This window comes from Mesorhizobium sp. B4-1-4 (assembly GCF_006439395.2).
Taxonomy (GTDB): Bacteria; Pseudomonadota; Alphaproteobacteria; order Rhizobiales; family Rhizobiaceae; genus Mesorhizobium.
In genome coordinates this window covers 5,529,445-5,545,003 of record NZ_CP083950.1, presented here as the reverse complement: position 1 = coordinate 5,545,003, position 15,559 = coordinate 5,529,445, and the positions used below count along the sequence as shown (strand labels likewise).

15 protein-coding genes and 1 tRNA gene are annotated in these 15,559 nt (G+C 63.1%); 9 read left to right on the top strand and 7 right to left on the bottom strand.

Going from position 1 to position 15,559, the window contains the following annotated elements; genetic code table 11:
- Positions 1 to 427 precede the first annotated feature (427 nt).
- Together FJW03_RS26690 and FJW03_RS26685 are read left to right on the top strand one after the other, a co-directional pair.
- Entirely contained in the window at positions 428 to 1,165 is a 738-nt protein-coding gene (locus FJW03_RS26690; RefSeq protein ID WP_140764900.1) for a Crp/Fnr family transcriptional regulator, read from the top strand.
- A gap of 47 nt (positions 1,166 to 1,212) precedes the next feature.
- A complete protein-coding gene (locus FJW03_RS26685; protein WP_140606781.1) occupies positions 1,213 to 1,458 on the top strand; it encodes a hypothetical protein in 246 nt (81 codons plus the stop codon).
- A 438-nt stretch (positions 1,459 to 1,896) separates the two neighbouring features.
- Here the strand turns inward: FJW03_RS26685 and FJW03_RS26680 are convergent.
- Together FJW03_RS26680 and FJW03_RS26675 are read right to left on the bottom strand one after the other, a co-directional pair.
- Positions 1,897 to 1,972, bottom strand: a tRNA-Ala gene (locus FJW03_RS26680).
- 173 nt (positions 1,973 to 2,145) lie between these two features.
- Positions 2,146 to 2,532, bottom strand: a complete 387-nt coding sequence (locus FJW03_RS26675; protein WP_140745134.1) for a TIGR02300 family protein — start codon at positions 2,530 to 2,532, stop codon at positions 2,146 to 2,148.
- Between the two features lie 206 nt (positions 2,533 to 2,738).
- Here FJW03_RS26675 and aroA point away from each other — a divergent pair, with 206 nt between their 5' ends.
- The 3 genes from aroA (at position 2,739) to rpsA (ending at position 6,922) form a co-directional block, all read left to right on the top strand.
- Positions 2,739 to 4,097, top strand: a complete 1,359-nt coding sequence (gene aroA, locus FJW03_RS26670; RefSeq protein ID WP_140764905.1) for a 3-phosphoshikimate 1-carboxyvinyltransferase — start codon at positions 2,739 to 2,741, stop codon at positions 4,095 to 4,097.
- Positions 4,098 to 4,368: 271 nt separating this feature from the next.
- A complete protein-coding gene (gene cmk, locus FJW03_RS26665) occupies positions 4,369 to 5,019 on the top strand; it encodes a (d)CMP kinase (protein WP_140764978.1) in 651 nt (216 codons plus the stop codon).
- A 205-nt stretch (positions 5,020 to 5,224) separates the two neighbouring features.
- Positions 5,225 to 6,922 (top strand): 30S ribosomal protein S1, encoded by a 1,698-nt coding sequence (gene rpsA / locus FJW03_RS26660; protein ID WP_140606777.1) that lies wholly within the window; start codon positions 5,225 to 5,227, stop codon positions 6,920 to 6,922.
- Positions 6,923 to 7,028: 106 nt separating this feature from the next.
- On the opposite strand, the gene FJW03_RS26655 is transcribed toward rpsA, so the two are convergent.
- The 5 genes from FJW03_RS26655 to FJW03_RS26635 all read right to left on the bottom strand — a co-directional run bounded on the left by FJW03_RS26655 (position 7,029) and on the right by FJW03_RS26635 (position 11,986).
- Positions 7,029 to 7,736: an SDR family NAD(P)-dependent oxidoreductase gene (locus tag FJW03_RS26655; RefSeq protein ID WP_140606776.1), complete on the bottom strand. Its 708-nt coding sequence runs from the start codon at positions 7,734 to 7,736 to the stop codon at positions 7,029 to 7,031.
- 129 nt (positions 7,737 to 7,865) lie between these two features.
- Positions 7,866 to 8,663, bottom strand: coding sequence for a capsular polysaccharide synthesis protein (locus tag FJW03_RS26650; RefSeq protein ID WP_181173264.1), 798 nt, complete (start codon positions 8,661 to 8,663; stop codon positions 7,866 to 7,868).
- 229 nt (positions 8,664 to 8,892) lie between these two features.
- Positions 8,893 to 10,473, bottom strand: coding sequence for a 5-guanidino-2-oxopentanoate decarboxylase (locus FJW03_RS26645; protein ID WP_140764911.1), 1,581 nt, complete (start codon positions 10,471 to 10,473; stop codon positions 8,893 to 8,895).
- Positions 10,470 to 11,117: a TetR family transcriptional regulator C-terminal domain-containing protein gene (locus FJW03_RS26640; protein WP_181169120.1), complete on the bottom strand. Its 648-nt coding sequence runs from the start codon at positions 11,115 to 11,117 to the stop codon at positions 10,470 to 10,472. The genes FJW03_RS26645 and FJW03_RS26640 overlap by 4 nt, the downstream gene beginning before the upstream one ends.
- Positions 11,114 to 11,986, bottom strand: coding sequence for a dimethylarginine dimethylaminohydrolase family protein (locus FJW03_RS26635; protein ID WP_140764917.1), 873 nt, complete (start codon positions 11,984 to 11,986; stop codon positions 11,114 to 11,116). Before FJW03_RS26635 ends, FJW03_RS26640 begins: the two co-directional genes overlap by 4 nt.
- 210 nt (positions 11,987 to 12,196) lie before the next feature.
- Between FJW03_RS26635 and FJW03_RS26630 the strand changes: the two genes are divergently transcribed.
- The 4 genes from FJW03_RS26630 to FJW03_RS26615 all read left to right on the top strand — a co-directional run bounded on the left by FJW03_RS26630 (position 12,197) and on the right by FJW03_RS26615 (position 15,541).
- Entirely contained in the window at positions 12,197 to 13,012 is an 816-nt protein-coding gene (locus FJW03_RS26630; RefSeq protein WP_140764920.1) for an ABC transporter ATP-binding protein, read from the top strand.
- 55 nt (positions 13,013 to 13,067) lie between these two features.
- Positions 13,068 to 13,865, top strand: a complete 798-nt coding sequence (locus FJW03_RS26625; protein ID WP_140764923.1) for a transporter substrate-binding domain-containing protein — start codon at positions 13,068 to 13,070, stop codon at positions 13,863 to 13,865.
- Positions 13,866 to 14,066: 201 nt separating this feature from the next.
- Complete coding sequence (locus FJW03_RS26620; protein ID WP_140764981.1) at positions 14,067 to 14,732, top strand: ABC transporter permease; 666 nt, start codon at positions 14,067 to 14,069, stop codon at positions 14,730 to 14,732.
- Positions 14,732 to 15,541: an ABC transporter permease gene (locus tag FJW03_RS26615; RefSeq protein ID WP_140764925.1), complete on the top strand. Its 810-nt coding sequence runs from the start codon at positions 14,732 to 14,734 to the stop codon at positions 15,539 to 15,541. Before FJW03_RS26620 ends, FJW03_RS26615 begins: the two co-directional genes overlap by 1 nt.
- Positions 15,542 to 15,559 lie beyond the last annotated feature (18 nt).

The following is a 15,559-nucleotide window of genomic DNA, read 5'->3' as shown; positions in this document are numbered from 1 at the left end:
TCGGCCTGAAGGCCGAGGCGATCGCGCAAATACAAGCGTCCATGCCGAAGTCTGGCCGAAGTGCTCGCCGTCGTCAGCCGCGCCAACATCCGCTGCTGTCAATCGTCCTGCGCGAGCCGGAAAGCCTTCTCTTCGCCTGTTGGGAGTATCACGGCGATGATTTCACCCGGGATACCGCGGGGATGGGCCAATCGGCGGCCATGCGCTCAAGCCGCCGCAAGGGCGTGCGTTTCCGGCGGCATGGCGAAGGAACCGAAGCTTGGGATCCAATCGCCTTCTGCGGAGAGACACCGTTGTGCGCCGGCGCACCGCCACAAGTGTTTGCCAATGGGGCCTCCAAGGCCTATGCTGCCGCATCGGCCGCCAGTCATTCGGATGCCGCCGACAGTGAGAGGGTATTTGCTCTTGCCCGGAACGGGGAAAGAGCATGTCCCAGTCCCAGATTCGCAATCATGTTTTGAGAACCCTCGCGGCTGAGGATTTCGCAGCGATCCTGCCGTCGATACGTCAGGTCGAACTGGGCATCAAAAGCCCGCTGGAAACCGCTTATCAGCCGATCCAGCATGTGTATTTCCCCGAGACAGGTATCGCGTCGGTCGTAGCCACCATGTTCGGAGGGCGCCAGGGCGAGGTTGGCATTGTCGGCCACGATGGCATGACCGGGGTTACGGTCGTTCTCGGCCAGGACCGGTCTCCCAATGACACCTATATCCAGGTCGCCGGCAATGGCTGGTGCCTGCCGGTTGAAAGTCTTCGCGCGCTTCTTGCGAGCAGCCGGAGCTTTCGCGAGTCCCTGCTTCGCTATGCCAACGCATTCCTTGTCCAGGCAACCCGAACAGCGGTGGTCAACGGCCACTCGAAGATAGAGGAGCGATTGGCCCGCTGGTTGCTCATGGTTCATGACCGCTGTGAAGGAAACAAGATCTACCTGACGCACGAGTTTCTGGCGACCATGCTCGGCGCGCGGAGGCCGGGCGTTACCACGGCCCTGCAAATGCTTGAATATCGGGGACTGGTTCACGCCAAGCGCGGCGAGATTACGATTGTCGACCGCGTCGGCCTGATAAAACTCACACACGGAGCCTATGGCGAGGAGGAACAGCGCCAGTTCGCCGGTCGCCTGCCTGATTTGTCCGCAATCGGACATACACTTGCAGATAGCTGAATGTTGTCCGTAAATCGCGTTGGCTCCGGCTCAGGGAGGAACTCTGGATGACCAATACGTTCCACACCATCACGGTTGAAAAGGCGGCCGAGGCCTACGTGCTTTCCAGAGGCAGGGCGCGGTTCCTGTCCATTGCCCAGGCGATCCGAGCCATCCGAACACTGATGCCGGCGTGCAAGGCCACCGACAGAGAGTTGGAAGACCTGCTCGCGGCTGCATGCATCGTTCACGACGTGCCCGTCGCCTTCGACGCGACACCAGCCGATAGCGCAGTATCGCGGCTCCACTCATAGGCCGCAGATGCCCGCACTTGCGCAGACGACGGCTCCAGTGGACATTCGCCAAGAGATTGTCCGCTACCTAATCGACAATGTCGACAAACCGAGCGTCTCGGTATTCGAGGTTATTCATGCCGTGAGGAAGAGGTTTCCGCTGTGCGAACTCACGGATTGGGAACTTGGCGACCACATAGCGCGAAGCGCGATCGACGCGGGGTTTGCTGTCGAGTTCGGCGCTGACGCTGCCTGATGGCGCAAGCTTAGCCGCCGCAATTTGCTGAATGGGAGCCCCATCGGGAGCGCGCAACCGAAACCGACAGACGTTGCCGCGAAGCCGGAGACATCACGCCGGACGAGGGATGAAATTCTCCTCAACGTGCGCCACCACCGTGGACCACATTTCCGTGTAAGAGCTTGAGATCAGAGGGTTTTCCTGAAGACCCTGGAAGGGACTGGTGGAGCCAATCGGAATCGAACCGACGACCTCTTGAATGCCATTCAAGCGCTCTCCCAACTGAGCTATGGCCCCACATCCGGCAGTCAACCGGCACCGTTTCCGGTGAAGAGATCCGGCGCGGGTTGGAACACCGCGCCGTTAGTGCAGGCGGCTTCTAACCCCGCCTTTCGTCAATATCAAGCCTTTATAGACGGCTTTTTGTTCACAGGCTGAGAAAGCGTGCAAACACCTGCATCGCTGGCAGATCAGACTTCGTCGTCATCGTCGCCGACGCCGATCATGTCGGCAACGTCGTCGTCCTCTTCCTCTTCGTCGGCAAGGAATGTGTCATCCTCGTCGTCGCCAAGGTCAACATCCTCGTCATCGCCCAGATCCGGCAGATCGTCGCCCTTGGCGTCATCGTCGGCCTCTTCGAGAGAGACGACTTCGACGCCTTCCTCGTCCTCGGCGTCCACTTCCTTCTCGGCCACTTCCTCTTCCTCCTCGAGGGCGGCGACCTTGCCTTCCTCGAAATAGGAACGCGGATAGGTCTTGCCTGTATAGGGCGAGACGATCGGGTCCTTGTTCAGGTCGTAGAATTTTCGGCCCGTTTCAGGGTCGATACGTTTTGTGCCAAGTTCGGTTTTTGCCACGGCAAGCCTCGTGAATAAAAGAGTGGTCCCCTTAACCACAGTTTGCGGCGCTGTCAAAGCCAAAAGCCGGCGTCACAAAACCATGCATTGAAAGGCCTCGAGCCAAGTGACGCCCATGGGGATGACCATTCCGCCCCGCCGTGATACGAGACCGCCGCAACAAATGAAAAGCGCCGGCACGCCGGCATTCCGTCCAGGGAAATTCCATGTCTCACGCCGTCGCTGCCAAGCCGGCCACCGCCCGCAAATCATCCGCCCTTTCCGGCACCGCACGCGTGCCGGGCGACAAGTCGATCTCGCATCGCTCCTTCATGTTCGGAGGCCTCGCCTCCGGCGAAACCCGCATCACCGGCCTGCTGGAAGGCGAGGACGTGATGCGCACCGGCGCGGCCATGAGGGCGATGGGCGCGCATATAGAAAAGCGCGGCACCGAATGGGTGATCCGGGGCACTGGCAACGGCGCGCTGCTGCAGCCGGAAGGGCCGCTCGATTTCGGCAATGCCGGCACCGGCTCGCGACTGACCATGGGCCTCGTCGGCACTTACGACATGGAAACGACCTTCATCGGCGACGCCTCGCTGTCGGGCCGGCCGATGGGCCGCGTGCTCGAGCCGTTGCGCCAGATGGGCGTGCAGGTGCTGAAGGCGACACCGGGCGACCGCATGCCGATCACGCTGCACGGGCCGAAACATGCAGCCCCCATCACCTACCGCGTGCCGATGGCCTCGGCGCAGGTGAAGTCGGCGGTGCTGCTCGCCGGCCTCAACACGCCGGGTATCACCACCGTCATCGAACCGGTGATGACGCGCGACCATACTGAAAAGATGCTGAAGGGATTTGGCGCCAACCTGTCGGTCGAGACCGACGAACGCGGCGTGCGCCACATCTTCATCGAAGGCCAGGGCAAGCTGACCGGCCAGACGATCGCCGTGCCGGGCGACCCGTCCTCGGCCGGCTTTCCGCTGGTGGCGGCGCTCATCGTACCGGGTTCCGATATCGTGATCGAAAACGTGCTGATGAACCCGACCCGCACCGGGCTGCTTCTGACGCTGCAGGAGATGGGGGGCAAAATCGACATTTTGAACCCGCGCAATGCCGGCGGCGAGGATGTCGCGGATCTGCGCGTGCGTTACTCGGAGTTGAAGGGCATTACCGTGCCGCCCGAGCGGGCGCCGTCGATGATCGACGAGTATCCGGTGCTTGCGGTTGCCGCGAGCTTCGCCGAGGGCGAGACGCTGATGCAGGGGCTGGAAGAATTAAGGGTAAAGGAATCCGACCGGCTGTCGGCCGTCGCCAACGGTCTGAAACTCAACGGCGTCGAATGCACCGAGGGCGAAGCTTCGCTCGCCGTGCGCGGCAGACCGGGCGGCAGGGGGTTGGGTGGCCATCCCAACGGCAGGGATACGACCGTGCAGACCCATCTCGATCACCGCATCGCCATGAGCTTTCTGGTGATGGGACTGGCGACGGACAAGCCTGTCACCATCGACGATGCCAATATGATTGCAACGAGCTTTCCGGAGTTCATGGGGCTGATGAAGGGGCTAGGCGCGGAGATCGGGTGACAGTGGCAATCGCAAACCTTGGAGATTGGCCGGCGACATCCCGTGCTTCGTCATCCTGGGGCGAAGCAAGGAGCGCAGCGACGCGGCGCAGACCCCAGGATCCATGCCATGACCTCAGGGCGCCGCAACGGTGCAAAGTTCTGATCCGCAGCGTTCTTGGGCTGAAGTCACGGCATGGATCCCAGGGTCTTCGCTCCGCTTCGCGTTCGCTACGCCCTAGGATGACGAAGTCGCGGGGACCTGTTTCCATGCGTAAGGCGTCTGCATGCCAATGACACAAATCTTCACCATCGCCATCGACGGCCCAGCCGGCGCCGGCAAGGGCACCCTCGCCCGGCGGCTGGCCGACCACTACCGGCTGAACCTGCTCGACACCGGCCTCACCTATCGCGCGGTCGCCCATGCGCTGCTGCGGGTCGGGCTGCCGCTCGACAATGTCTCGGCGGCGGAAACCGCGGCGCGCCAGGTCGACCTGGCAAAGCTCGACCGCGCGGTGCTGTCGGCGAATGCGGTCGGCGAGGCGGCCTCGAAGGTCGCGGTTTTCCCGACCGTGCGGCGCATTCTGGTCGAAAAGCAGCGCGATTTCGCCAGGACGCCGCCGGGCGCGGTGCTTGACGGCCGCGACATCGGCACCGTGGTGTGCCCCGACGCCGACATCAAACTCTATGTGACGGCGAGTGCCGAGGTGCGGGCACAGCGCCGGCTGGCCGAGATCGAAAGCATCGGCGGCACCGCCAATTTCGCCGAGATCCTCGCCGACATCCAACGCCGTGACGAGCGCGACATGGGCCGCGCCGACTCGCCATTGAAGCCGGCAGCCGACGCGCACTTGCTTGATACCAGCGAAATGGCTATAGAAGCCGCGTTTCTCGCGGCCATGGCTGTTATAGACGACGTGCTGGCCAAGAGAGACAAGGCCTGATCCGGGTTTTCTCCCCTGCGTCCGTTGCCGGAAGCAGAGAAAATACCCATATCGGGCACGAACCAGCCTGCCAGCATTCTTCATGCGCCGGAATTGCCGCTTGAAAGCGGCCCAGGGCTTTTGAGCCCGGAACGCCGGCAGGCCAACGCAACGCTAACCCACGGCGCCCGTCCCGCTCGAGATACGGGACACTCCAGGAGAAACAATGTCAGCTGCAAACCCCACTCGCGACGATTTCGCGAGCCTGCTCGAAGAATCATTCACCACCGGCCACTCCGGCGAAGGTCAGGTCGTCAAGGGCACGATCACCGCGATCGAAAAGGACATGGCCATCATCGACGTTGGCCTCAAGGTCGAAGGCCGCGTGCCGCTGAAGGAATTCGGCGTCAAGGGCAAGGACACCACCCTCAAGGTCGGTGACACTGTCGAAGTCTATGTCGAGCGCATCGAGAACGCGCTTGGCGAAGCGATGCTGTCGCGTGAGAAGGCCCGCCGCGAAGAGAGCTGGGTCCGTCTCGAAGAGAAGTTCACCAAGGGCGAGCGCGTCGAAGGCGTCATCTTCAACCAGGTCAAGGGCGGCTTCACCGTCGACCTCGACGGCGCCGTGGCCTTCCTGCCGCGCAGCCAGGTCGATATCCGCCCGATCCGCGACGTCTCCCCGCTGATGCACAACCCGCAGCCCTTCGAGATCCTGAAGATGGATCGCCGTCGCGGCAACATCGTGGTGTCGCGCCGTACCGTGCTCGAGGAAAGCCGCGCCGAACAGCGTTCGGAAATCGTGCAGAACCTCGAAGAAGGCCAGGTTGTCGAAGGCGTCGTCAAGAACATCACCGATTACGGTGCGTTCGTCGACCTCGGCGGCATCGACGGCCTGTTGCATGTCACCGACATGGCATGGCGCCGCGTCAACCATCCGACCGAAATCCTCAACATCGGTCAGACGGTCAAGGTGCAGATCATCCGCATCAACCAGGAAACCCACCGCATCTCGCTCGGCATGAAGCAGCTCGAGAGCGATCCGTGGTCCGAGATCGGCACCAAGTTCCCGATCGGCAAGAAGATCAAGGGCACCGTCACCAACATCACCGACTACGGCGCGTTCGTCGAGCTGGAGCCGGGCATCGAGGGCCTTATCCACGTTTCGGAAATGTCGTGGACCAAGAAGAACGTGCATCCCGGCAAGATCCTGTCGACGACCCAGGAAGTCGACGTGGTGGTGCTCGAGGTCGATCCGGCCAAGCGCCGCATCTCGCTCGGCCTCAAGCAGACGCTCGAGAACCCGTGGGAAGCCTTCGCACGCAACCATCCGGTTGGCAGCCAGGTCGAGGGCGAGGTCAAGAACAAGACCGAGTTCGGGCTGTTCATCGGCCTGGAAGGTGACGTGGACGGCATGGTGCATCTCTCCGATCTCGACTGGACCCGTCCGGGCGAGCAGGTCATCGAAGAGTACAATCGCGGCGACATGGTCAAGGCGCAGGTGCTCGACGTCGATATCGACAAGGAGCGCATCTCGCTCGGCATCAAGCAGCTGGCCCGCGACACGGTCGGCGAAGCGGCGACTTCGGGCGAACTGCGCAAGAACGCCGTCGTCACCTGCGAAGTCATCGGCGTCAAGGATGGCGGCCTGGAAGTGCGGCTGGTCGACAGCGGCATCGAGACCTTCATCAAGCGCTCGGATCTCAGCCGCGACCGCGACGAGCAGCGCCCCGAGCGCTTCACCGTCGGCCAGAAGGTCGATGCCCGCGTCATCGCCTTCGACAAGAAGACCCGCAAGCTGCAGGTCTCGATCAAGGCGCTGGAAATCGCCGAGGAGAAGGAAGCGGTCGCCCAGTACGGCTCGACCGACTCCGGCGCTTCGCTGGGTGATATCCTGGGTGCCGCGCTGAAGAAGCAGGGCAACTAAGGCCTTCGCGAAGCGAAGTCCTTCGCTTAGTCCAGAATGACAAAACCCCGCCGGAGCGATCCGGCGGGGTTTTTCTTTGGCAAAAACCGGTTCGGCCGACGCGGAGCTACGCCCGGCCGTAGAGCGGCACCAACGTTCCGCTCATCGCCTGGTTGGCCGGAGAGGCGAGGTAGGCGATAGCTTCAGCGGCCGCTTCGAGGCTGACCCATTTGGTGAAATCGGCATCCGGCATGTCGGCACGGTTTGCCGGTGTGTCGAGCGTCGAGGGCGCCACGGCATTGACCAGTATGCCCTTGTGCTTCAATTCCTCGGCCATCGCCACGGTCATCGCGGCAACCGCCGCCTTGCTGGCGGTGTAGGCGACCATGCCCGCGCCCCGGCGAGGCTCCAATGCCGCCCGCGCGGCGACATTGACAATGCGGCCGGCCATGCCTGACGCCAGCATCGAACGCACCGCCGCCCGGCTGCACAGGAAGGTGGTGCGAGCATTGGTGTCCATCATCTCGGCGAAGGAGGCGGATTCGATCTTTTCCACCGGCGCCATCGCGAAGCCGCCCGCCAGATGGACAGATGCCCACAGGGCCGGCACCTGGCTGTAGAACGCCTCGACCTTGGCGGAATCCGAGAGGTCGACATTGTGCGCCAGCTTGACGTTATGATGCGTGGTGAAGGGGAAGTGCGAAGGCGCCGCGGCATGCGCGTTCGGCACGTGGCAGATCGCGCCCTGCTCCAGCAGCCTGCCAACCACCGCGCCACCAAGCGCGCCGGTTCCACCGGTTACAACGATATGCCTGCCTTCAAGTGTTTCCGTCATCCTGGACCGCTCCTGTCATTTTCTTGTAATTATGTCGCTTGTTTTGCCGCGCCGACGCGAAGCGTCGCGCCTTTCGGGCGATCACTCAATTGATATCTCGACATGGCAGCCGTCGCGTCTTTGCATGCGTCAGGACGCCGGCCAGCCCGAAACGATCGCGTCCCACAGCAGATGCTCACCGATGGCTGGGCGCTGCTCGTGATGCGTGAGCTTGTGCAGCCAGAAACCATCGAAAAGCCTGCGATGGCTGGCCTCCTCGAACGGCTCGAAGAGCCGCCATTGCAATTCGTGCGGCCGGTCCGCGCCGATTTGCGGCATGCGCAGGAAGTCGCGCCGCAACGGGCGGTGCAGCAGGAGCGAGGCCTCGAAGTGGTACGGGAACATGAAGTAGTCGTGCAGGGCGTCGTACTTCCGCCAGTAGTCGGCGAGGCCGTGCAGCACCGTCTCGACCAGCGGGTGCCCCTTGCGGGCATGAATGAACCAGGTTTCCACAAGCCGCGGATAGCGATTGGTCTCGCGCAGAATGTAGAAATCCTCGCGCTCGATTTCGAGCGGCACCGGCTGCCGGAGCAGGATGGTGGCATCGAGCCATGTTCCTCCGTGCCGGGAGAGCAGGCTCAGGCGAATGAAATTGGAGAAATGCTGGCTGTTCATCAGCCCGCGCCGCCGCTTGTCCCAGACATGGCGGGGCAAATCGATATGGGCCTCCACGGTCTTGTCGTCGAGCACGACAAGGTCGCGCGAACCCTTATGGCGCGCGACCGAGCGCAGGCATGCCCTGACCAGGGGCGGGGCATGGTCGGCGCCTTGCGCCCAGTATTGCCAGATCGGACCGAGGCCGCCCGTCGGCGTGCTGGCGGAGGACCAATGCGAATGGTCGACCGCCACACGCCGGGCGCGCCGCTTCTTCTTTCGCGCGAGCGTCATGCAAAGCTTCGCCGCGGTCTTCCTCACGGGCCAAGGCAGCTCAGGCGAGGATGCCGCCCAACGCAATGGTGCGAGATGAGGAAATGTCAGCGGATCGCGAAAGGACGCCTGTTCCTTGAAAAATGACATGGCCGGCCGATGGTTGAGACACGCCTTTAGAGCGGTTCAGCGTTTGTTAGAATCGCTGACCCGCTCCAGCTCTCTGTTTCTACGCTGACGCAGCCAATACTCAGTCGACCGAGATTTCGATGACGCGCGGCAGTCCCGTTGCCCGGGCGTGCTTCAGCGCCTGCGGCAAGGCGTCGATATTTCCCAGCCGTTCGGCACCGATGCCATAGGCCTCGGCCAGCTTGCAGAAATCCGGCGGCGCCGGCGACACGCCGACGGGTTCCACGCCGACATCGAGCATCGAGGTCTCGATCTCGCGATAACCTCTGTTGTTCCAGACCACGAAGATGACCGGCGCCTGGGCGTCGAGCGCCGCACCAAGTTCCGGCAGCGTGAACTGGAACCCGCCGTCGCCAGTCAGGCAGATAATTGGTGCATCGGGCATGGCAAGGGCTGCGCCGATCGCGGCCGGTGGGCCATAACCAAGCGCGCCGAAGCCGGTGGCGGCGTTGAACCAGCCGCCCGGGCGATCGTGATCGTAGTAGAGGTTGGCGGCATAGATCGGCTGCGTCGAGTCGCCGACGACGATCGCGCCCGGCAAGGCGTCACGGATCATTTCCACGGCATGCACCTGCGCCACATAGGCGGGGCTCAGCTCGGCAAAAGCCGCCTTCCGTGCCTCGGCTGCGCGCCCCTCGCCGTCCGGCGCGGCAGTATGAGCGGCGCCGATCGCGGTGAGCAGGGCCTCGATCGCCTCGGCACAATCGGCCTGGATGGCGACCGTCACTGGACGGCGCGCAAGCTGGTCGGCGCCGATGTCGATGCGGATCAGATTGGAAGGCAGCACAAAGCCGCCATCGCCATAGCCGTCATAATCGGTCGGGCCGAACTCCGTGCCGGCGGCAATCACCAGATCAGCCTCGGCCATCAGTGCACGAACCGCCTTCAGGCTGGGACTTGCCGGCACGCAGAGCGGATGGCGGTGCAGCAGGCCACGCGCATTCGTGGTCTCCACCACCGGCGCGCCCAGTCTTTCGGCCAGGCGTTGCAGCGCCGCCTCGGCCCGCTTGGCGCCGCCGCCGGCCAGGATCAGCGGGCGGCGCGCGGCGGCGATGAGTTTGGCCGCGCTGGCAATTGCCTCGCCGTCCGGAGCAGGCGGCGCCGCATTGCTCAGCAGTGCCGCGATGTCGTCCGCCGGCTTGACCATGACATCGGTCGGAATCTCGATATGCACCGGACCTGGTCGCGACGATGAAAACATGGCGAAGGCCTGGGCCAACGCGCCCGGCAATTCGCTGGCCTCGGTGACGCGCTGCGACAAAAGCGCCACCTTCTCCATCATGCCGCGCTGATCTGGCAGTTCGTGCAGGAAGCCAAGCCCCTTGCCCAGCGTCGGCATGGCATTGACACCCGAGATGACCAGCATCGGCACCGAATCGGCGCGCGCCTGGCCCATGGCGGTAAGGGTGTTGGTCAAGCCCGGGCCGGTGATGACGAAGGCGACACCCGGCCTGCCGCTGGCGCGGGCATAGCCGTCGGCCATGAAGCCGGCGCCCTGTTCGTGGCGCGGCGTGACATGGCGGATTTTCGAGCGCGCCAGCCCACGGTAGAGCTCGACCGTGTGGACGCCTGGAATGCCGAAGACCGTGTCGACGCCATGGGCTTCAAGCAGCGTGATGAGGGCTTCGCCGAGTGTGGTCATTGGTTTTCTTCCCTTTCCGGCGCGAGGCCGAGCTCGGCCTCGATAGATTTGATGCCGATCGTCGCCAATTCGCCAGGCGAGAACATTTCGCCAGCCAGGCAGCCTTCCACCCAGAGCCCGTCGATGATCGCGTTAATCGCAATGGCGTGATGGCGCAGTTGGCTTGCGTCCGGCTCGCGCTGTTCGGCGGCGAGCACCTCGGCCACGACGGCTTCCACCTCGTTGCGAAAGCCAAGGTAACCTTCGCGGTGGGCGCGAGCCAGGCTCGGGTCCGAGCCGGCGCGGCCGATGAAGGTTGCCCAGAGCGAAAACACCCGCGCATCGATGATTGGCGCATTGAGGTTGGCTGTGACGAAAGCCGCAAGGCGTTTGCGCGGCGAGGCATCTTCCATGACCAACGCCGCTTTCGCCTGCTCGGTCATGCGGCCCATCAGCGCTGCATAGGCTTCCTGCAGCAATTCTTCCTTACCGGGGAAATAGTGCCGGATCAGCCCGGCGGTGACGCCGGCGCGCAATGCGATGGTGCGCAAGGTGGCGCCCTCCAAGCCGTGTTCCGCCACGCTATTCAGGGTCGCTTCGATCAAATCCTGCCGCCGTCGCTCCTCGCCCTCGCGACGGAACTTGCGGCGGGACGGCGCATTCATTGGCGCAGTATCGGCCGCGTCAGGCATGTCGGCCCGCCTTCGCAGGCGATGCAGAGTGCATCCGCCTCGAAGATTTCTACGGTGCAGCCGGCTGCCTCCATGGCGGCTTTGGTCTTGGGAAAGCCTGCAACGGCAATGACCTTGTGCGGGCTGGTCGGCAGCACGTTCAGGCTGAGGCCGTTGGAGGCGGCAAACTCTCCGGCATCACCCTCGACCAGCCGGATGCCGCGCGCCTTCAGCATTTGATAGAAGGCGGCCGGCAAAAGCGGTGAATAGACCAGTGCGAGATCGTCGGCCAGCGGGCTGATCACCGACATCAGATGCAGGCACGCCTCTTCCCCTTGCCACAGCGGCAGGTCAAAGCCGTAGACTGAAATGCCCAGCGGCGTCAGCAGGTTGGAAACCTGCTGGATGCCTTCCTGGTTGGAGCGAGCACCGCGCCCGATCGCCAGCGTGCGGGCATCCACCCATACACAATCACCGCCTTCGACCTGGCCGGGAGCCTCGACGCGGCCGAGGATCGGAATGCCCAGTCTTCCGTAGGTTTCCTCATGCAGCGAGGGCTCGCTGGCGCGCAAGGGCTTGCCCATGGACAGAATAAGCGCGCCGCGGTCGGTCATCAGCGATGGGTCGTGCGTGAACACCGAATCCGAAAGGCCATCGGCCTTGTCCTCGATCCATTCGATTTCAGCGCCGGAAGCCGCCACCAGTTCAGCAAGGACGGCGTGCTGCAATGCCGCTTTCGCCGGATTGAATCCCGGGCCATAGTGCCAGGCAGCCCCGTCGGCGTTGCGCATGGCGTTGGCTGCCGACCGCATCAGAACGCGTCGCAGCGGCGCCGCCATGGACTGTGATCCGAAAGCGTTCATCGAAGCCCTTTTAGCTGAAAAAAATCGAGAAAATTTCATGGAGCGCTATTTATACACTTGCACAACAAGCTCGCAAGTGCCGTAATGAGCGGGATTGACGGGCTCGCGCTGTTGGGTCCATGCTGAGGTCTAGAGCGGGGCAGTACAGCGTATGTTGATTAGCCGGATAGACGTTCGACAAATTGTCGTCGACCAGATGAAGGTCACCCGGTGAGCGCGGTGAGAGCTGCCGCAATCTCATCCGGCGAGGTGCTTGATGGCGCCGCTGAAGCTATCCATGTCGAGAACCTGCACAAGAAGTTCGGTGAACTGCATGTGCTGAAGGGCGTGTCGCTGTCGGCACGCGACGGCGAGGTGATCGCCATCATCGGCGGTTCCGGTTCCGGCAAATCGACGCTGCTGCGCTGCATCAACTGCCTGGAAAACCCGACCAGCGGCATCATTCGCGTCAATGGCGAGGAAATCAAGCTGAAGGGGGACAGCCACGGCCACACCGTTCCGGCCGACCGCAAGCAGATCGAGCGCATCCGCTCCAAGCTCGGCATGGTGTTCCAGAACTTCAATCTGTGGAGCCACATGACGCTGATCGAGAACGTCATCGAGGTTCCAGTGCATGTGCTGGGGGTCAAGCGAGACGAAGCGATCTCACAGGCCGAAAAACTGCTGGCGCGCGTCGGGCTCGCCGAAAAGCGCGACGTCTATCCGGCCTATCTGTCGGGCGGCCAGCAGCAGCGCGCCGCGATCGCCCGCGCTCTGGCCATCAATCCGCGCGTCATGCTGTTCGACGAGCCGACCTCGGCGCTCGACCCGGAACTGGTCGGCGAAGTGCTGAAGGTGATCGGCGACCTGGCGCGCGAAGGCCGCACCATGGTGCTGGTCACCCACGAGATGAAGTTCGCCCGCGAGGTCGCGACGCATGTCGTCTACCTCTACAACGGGCTGGTCGAGGAAGAAGGCCCGCCGGAGCAGATCTTCGGCGCGCCGAAATCCGAAAGGCTCAAGCAGTTCATCCGCAACATCGGCTAGGAAAAGCCGGGACGGAAGAAAACCGGGAACCAACATCAAACTGGGAGTTGTGAAAATGAAGACTGTTCTGAAGACATTCGCCGCGGCGCTGCTGCTCGGCGTCGCCGCCGTGGGCGTGGCCAAGGCCGATCCGGTCAAGATCGGCGTCGCCGCCGAACCCTATCCGCCCTTCACCTCGCCGGATGCCTCGGGCAAATGGGTGGGCTGGGAGATCGACTTCATCGACGCCGTATGCGCCGAGGAGAAGCTTGACTGTGTCATCACGCCGGTCGCCTGGGACGGCATCATCCCGGCGCTGACCACCAAGAAGATCGACCTCATCGTCTCCTCGATGTCGATCACCGACGAACGCAAGAAGACGATCGACTTCTCGGACAAGTATTACAACACGCCGACGGCGATCATCGGACCGAAGGACCAGAAATTCGGCGCCACGCCGGACGACCTCAAGGGCAAGGTGCTCGGCGTTCAGGTGTCGACCGTGCACGCCGTCTACGCCAAGAAACACTTCGGCGGCACGGCTTCCGAGATCAAGGAATACCAGACCCAGGACGAAGCCAACAATGACCTTGCCGCGGGCCGCCTCGACGCGGTGCAGGCCGATTCCATCGCGCTCGGCGAATTCCTCAAATCCGACCAGGGCAAGGCCTGCTGCGACCTGAAGGGCATGGTGGCTCCGGACGATGAAGTGCTCGGACCGGGCGTCGGCGCCGGCGTGCGCAAGGAAGACACCGACCTGAAGGAAAAGATCAACGCCGGCATCAAGGCGATCCGCAGCAACGGCAAGTATGACGAAATCTCGAAAAAATATTTCAATTTCGACATTTACGGCGGCTCGCCACAGTCGAACTAAAGACCCTCGCACGGGCCGGAGGGCATGACCGAAGAGTCATGCCCTCCGCCCTACTTTTCCCACGCATACCGTCGGCCGCTGGCGCCGACGGATAGAGCCAGCACTCCGGGGGCGAAGCTGATCGACGCGTTTCTTCCGGCCTCGGCGGCCGGTATCATCGAACTCCTCTCGCCCGCGCCCGTCGGCTGGGGCGGAACACTCATGCTCGGGCTGCTGCATTCGCTCGAGATCGCCGTCGGCGCCACTTGCGTTGGACTTTTGATCGGCATCTGTGGCGCGTATGGCAAGCTCTATGGCGGCTCGGTGGTGCGCGATCTGCTGGCCGTCTATACGACCATCGTGCGCGCCGTGCCCGAACTGGTGCTGATCCTGCTGCTCTACTACGCCGGCACCGACCTGATAAACCAGGTGCTGACGGCGATGGGCTATCAGCGGATAGACATCAGCGGACTGGTGGCCGGCATCGCCGTGCTCGGCTTCGTCCAGGGCGCCTATTCGACCGAGGTAATGCGCGGCGCCATCCTCGCCATTCCGCAGGGCCAGATCGAAGCCGCGCGCGCCTACGGCATGTCTCCCGGTCTTCTGCTGCGGCGCATCACATTGCCGGCGATGCTGCCTTTCGCCATACCCGGCCTTGCCAATCTGTGGCTGATCGCCACCAAGGATACCGCTCTGCTGGCCGTCGTCGGCTTCTTCGAGCTGACACTGGCGACGCGGCAGGCGGCGGGCGTGACCAAGGCCTATCTGATATTCTATCTCGCGGCAGGTGTGCTCTATCTGGCGGTATCGCTGTTCTCGAACCTGATGCTTGGCCGCCTTGAGGCCTGGTCGAGGCGTGGCATGCCTTCGGTCAAGGACGCGCGGTGATGGCCAGCGAAGCGACCGTCATCAACGTGGTGGCGCGCACATCGCTGTGGCTGCAGCCGCATCGCATCGTGCTGATCCTGATCGCGCTGGGGCTGGTGCTGTCGGCTGTCTTCTTCATGCGCTGGGACTGGTTGCCGCAATATTATGAGATGGGCTTGATCGGCATCTGGCGCTCGCTGTGGATCCTGGCCGTTACCTGCGCGCTCGGCTTCCTGATCGCCGTACCGGTCGGGTTGGCGCAGGCCGCCGGCTCGCTCTGGTTCTCGGCACCCGCCAAGGTCTTCTGCACCATCATTCGTGGCACGCCGCTGCTTCTGCAATTGTGGCTGCTCTACTACGGGTTGGGCTCGCTGTTTCCGCAATATCCGTGGATTCGCGAGTCCTGGATGTGGCCTTATCTCAGGCAGGCATGGCCCTATGGCGTGCTGGCGTTGACGCTGTCCTTTGCCGGTTACGAGGGCGAAGTGATGCGCGGTGCCTTTGCCGGGGTGCCCAAGGGCCAGTTGGAAGCCGCCCGCGCGTTCGGCATGAGCCGCTGGAAGATCTTCCGGCGCATCTGGCTGCCGCAGGCCTTCTACAGGGCGCTGCCGACTCTGACCGGCGAAACCGTGCTGCAGTTGAAGTCGACGCCGCTGGTTGCGACCATCAGCGTGATCGACATATTCGCCGTCTCGTCGAAGGTGCGGCAGGACACCTACCTCACCTATGAACCCTTGCTTCTCCTGGCGTTGATCTACATGACGATCACCGGCATCCTCGTCTTCACCTTCGGCAGGATCGAGGCGCGGATTCCGAACAAGATCGGCTAGGTTTTAGTGAGTATTCAG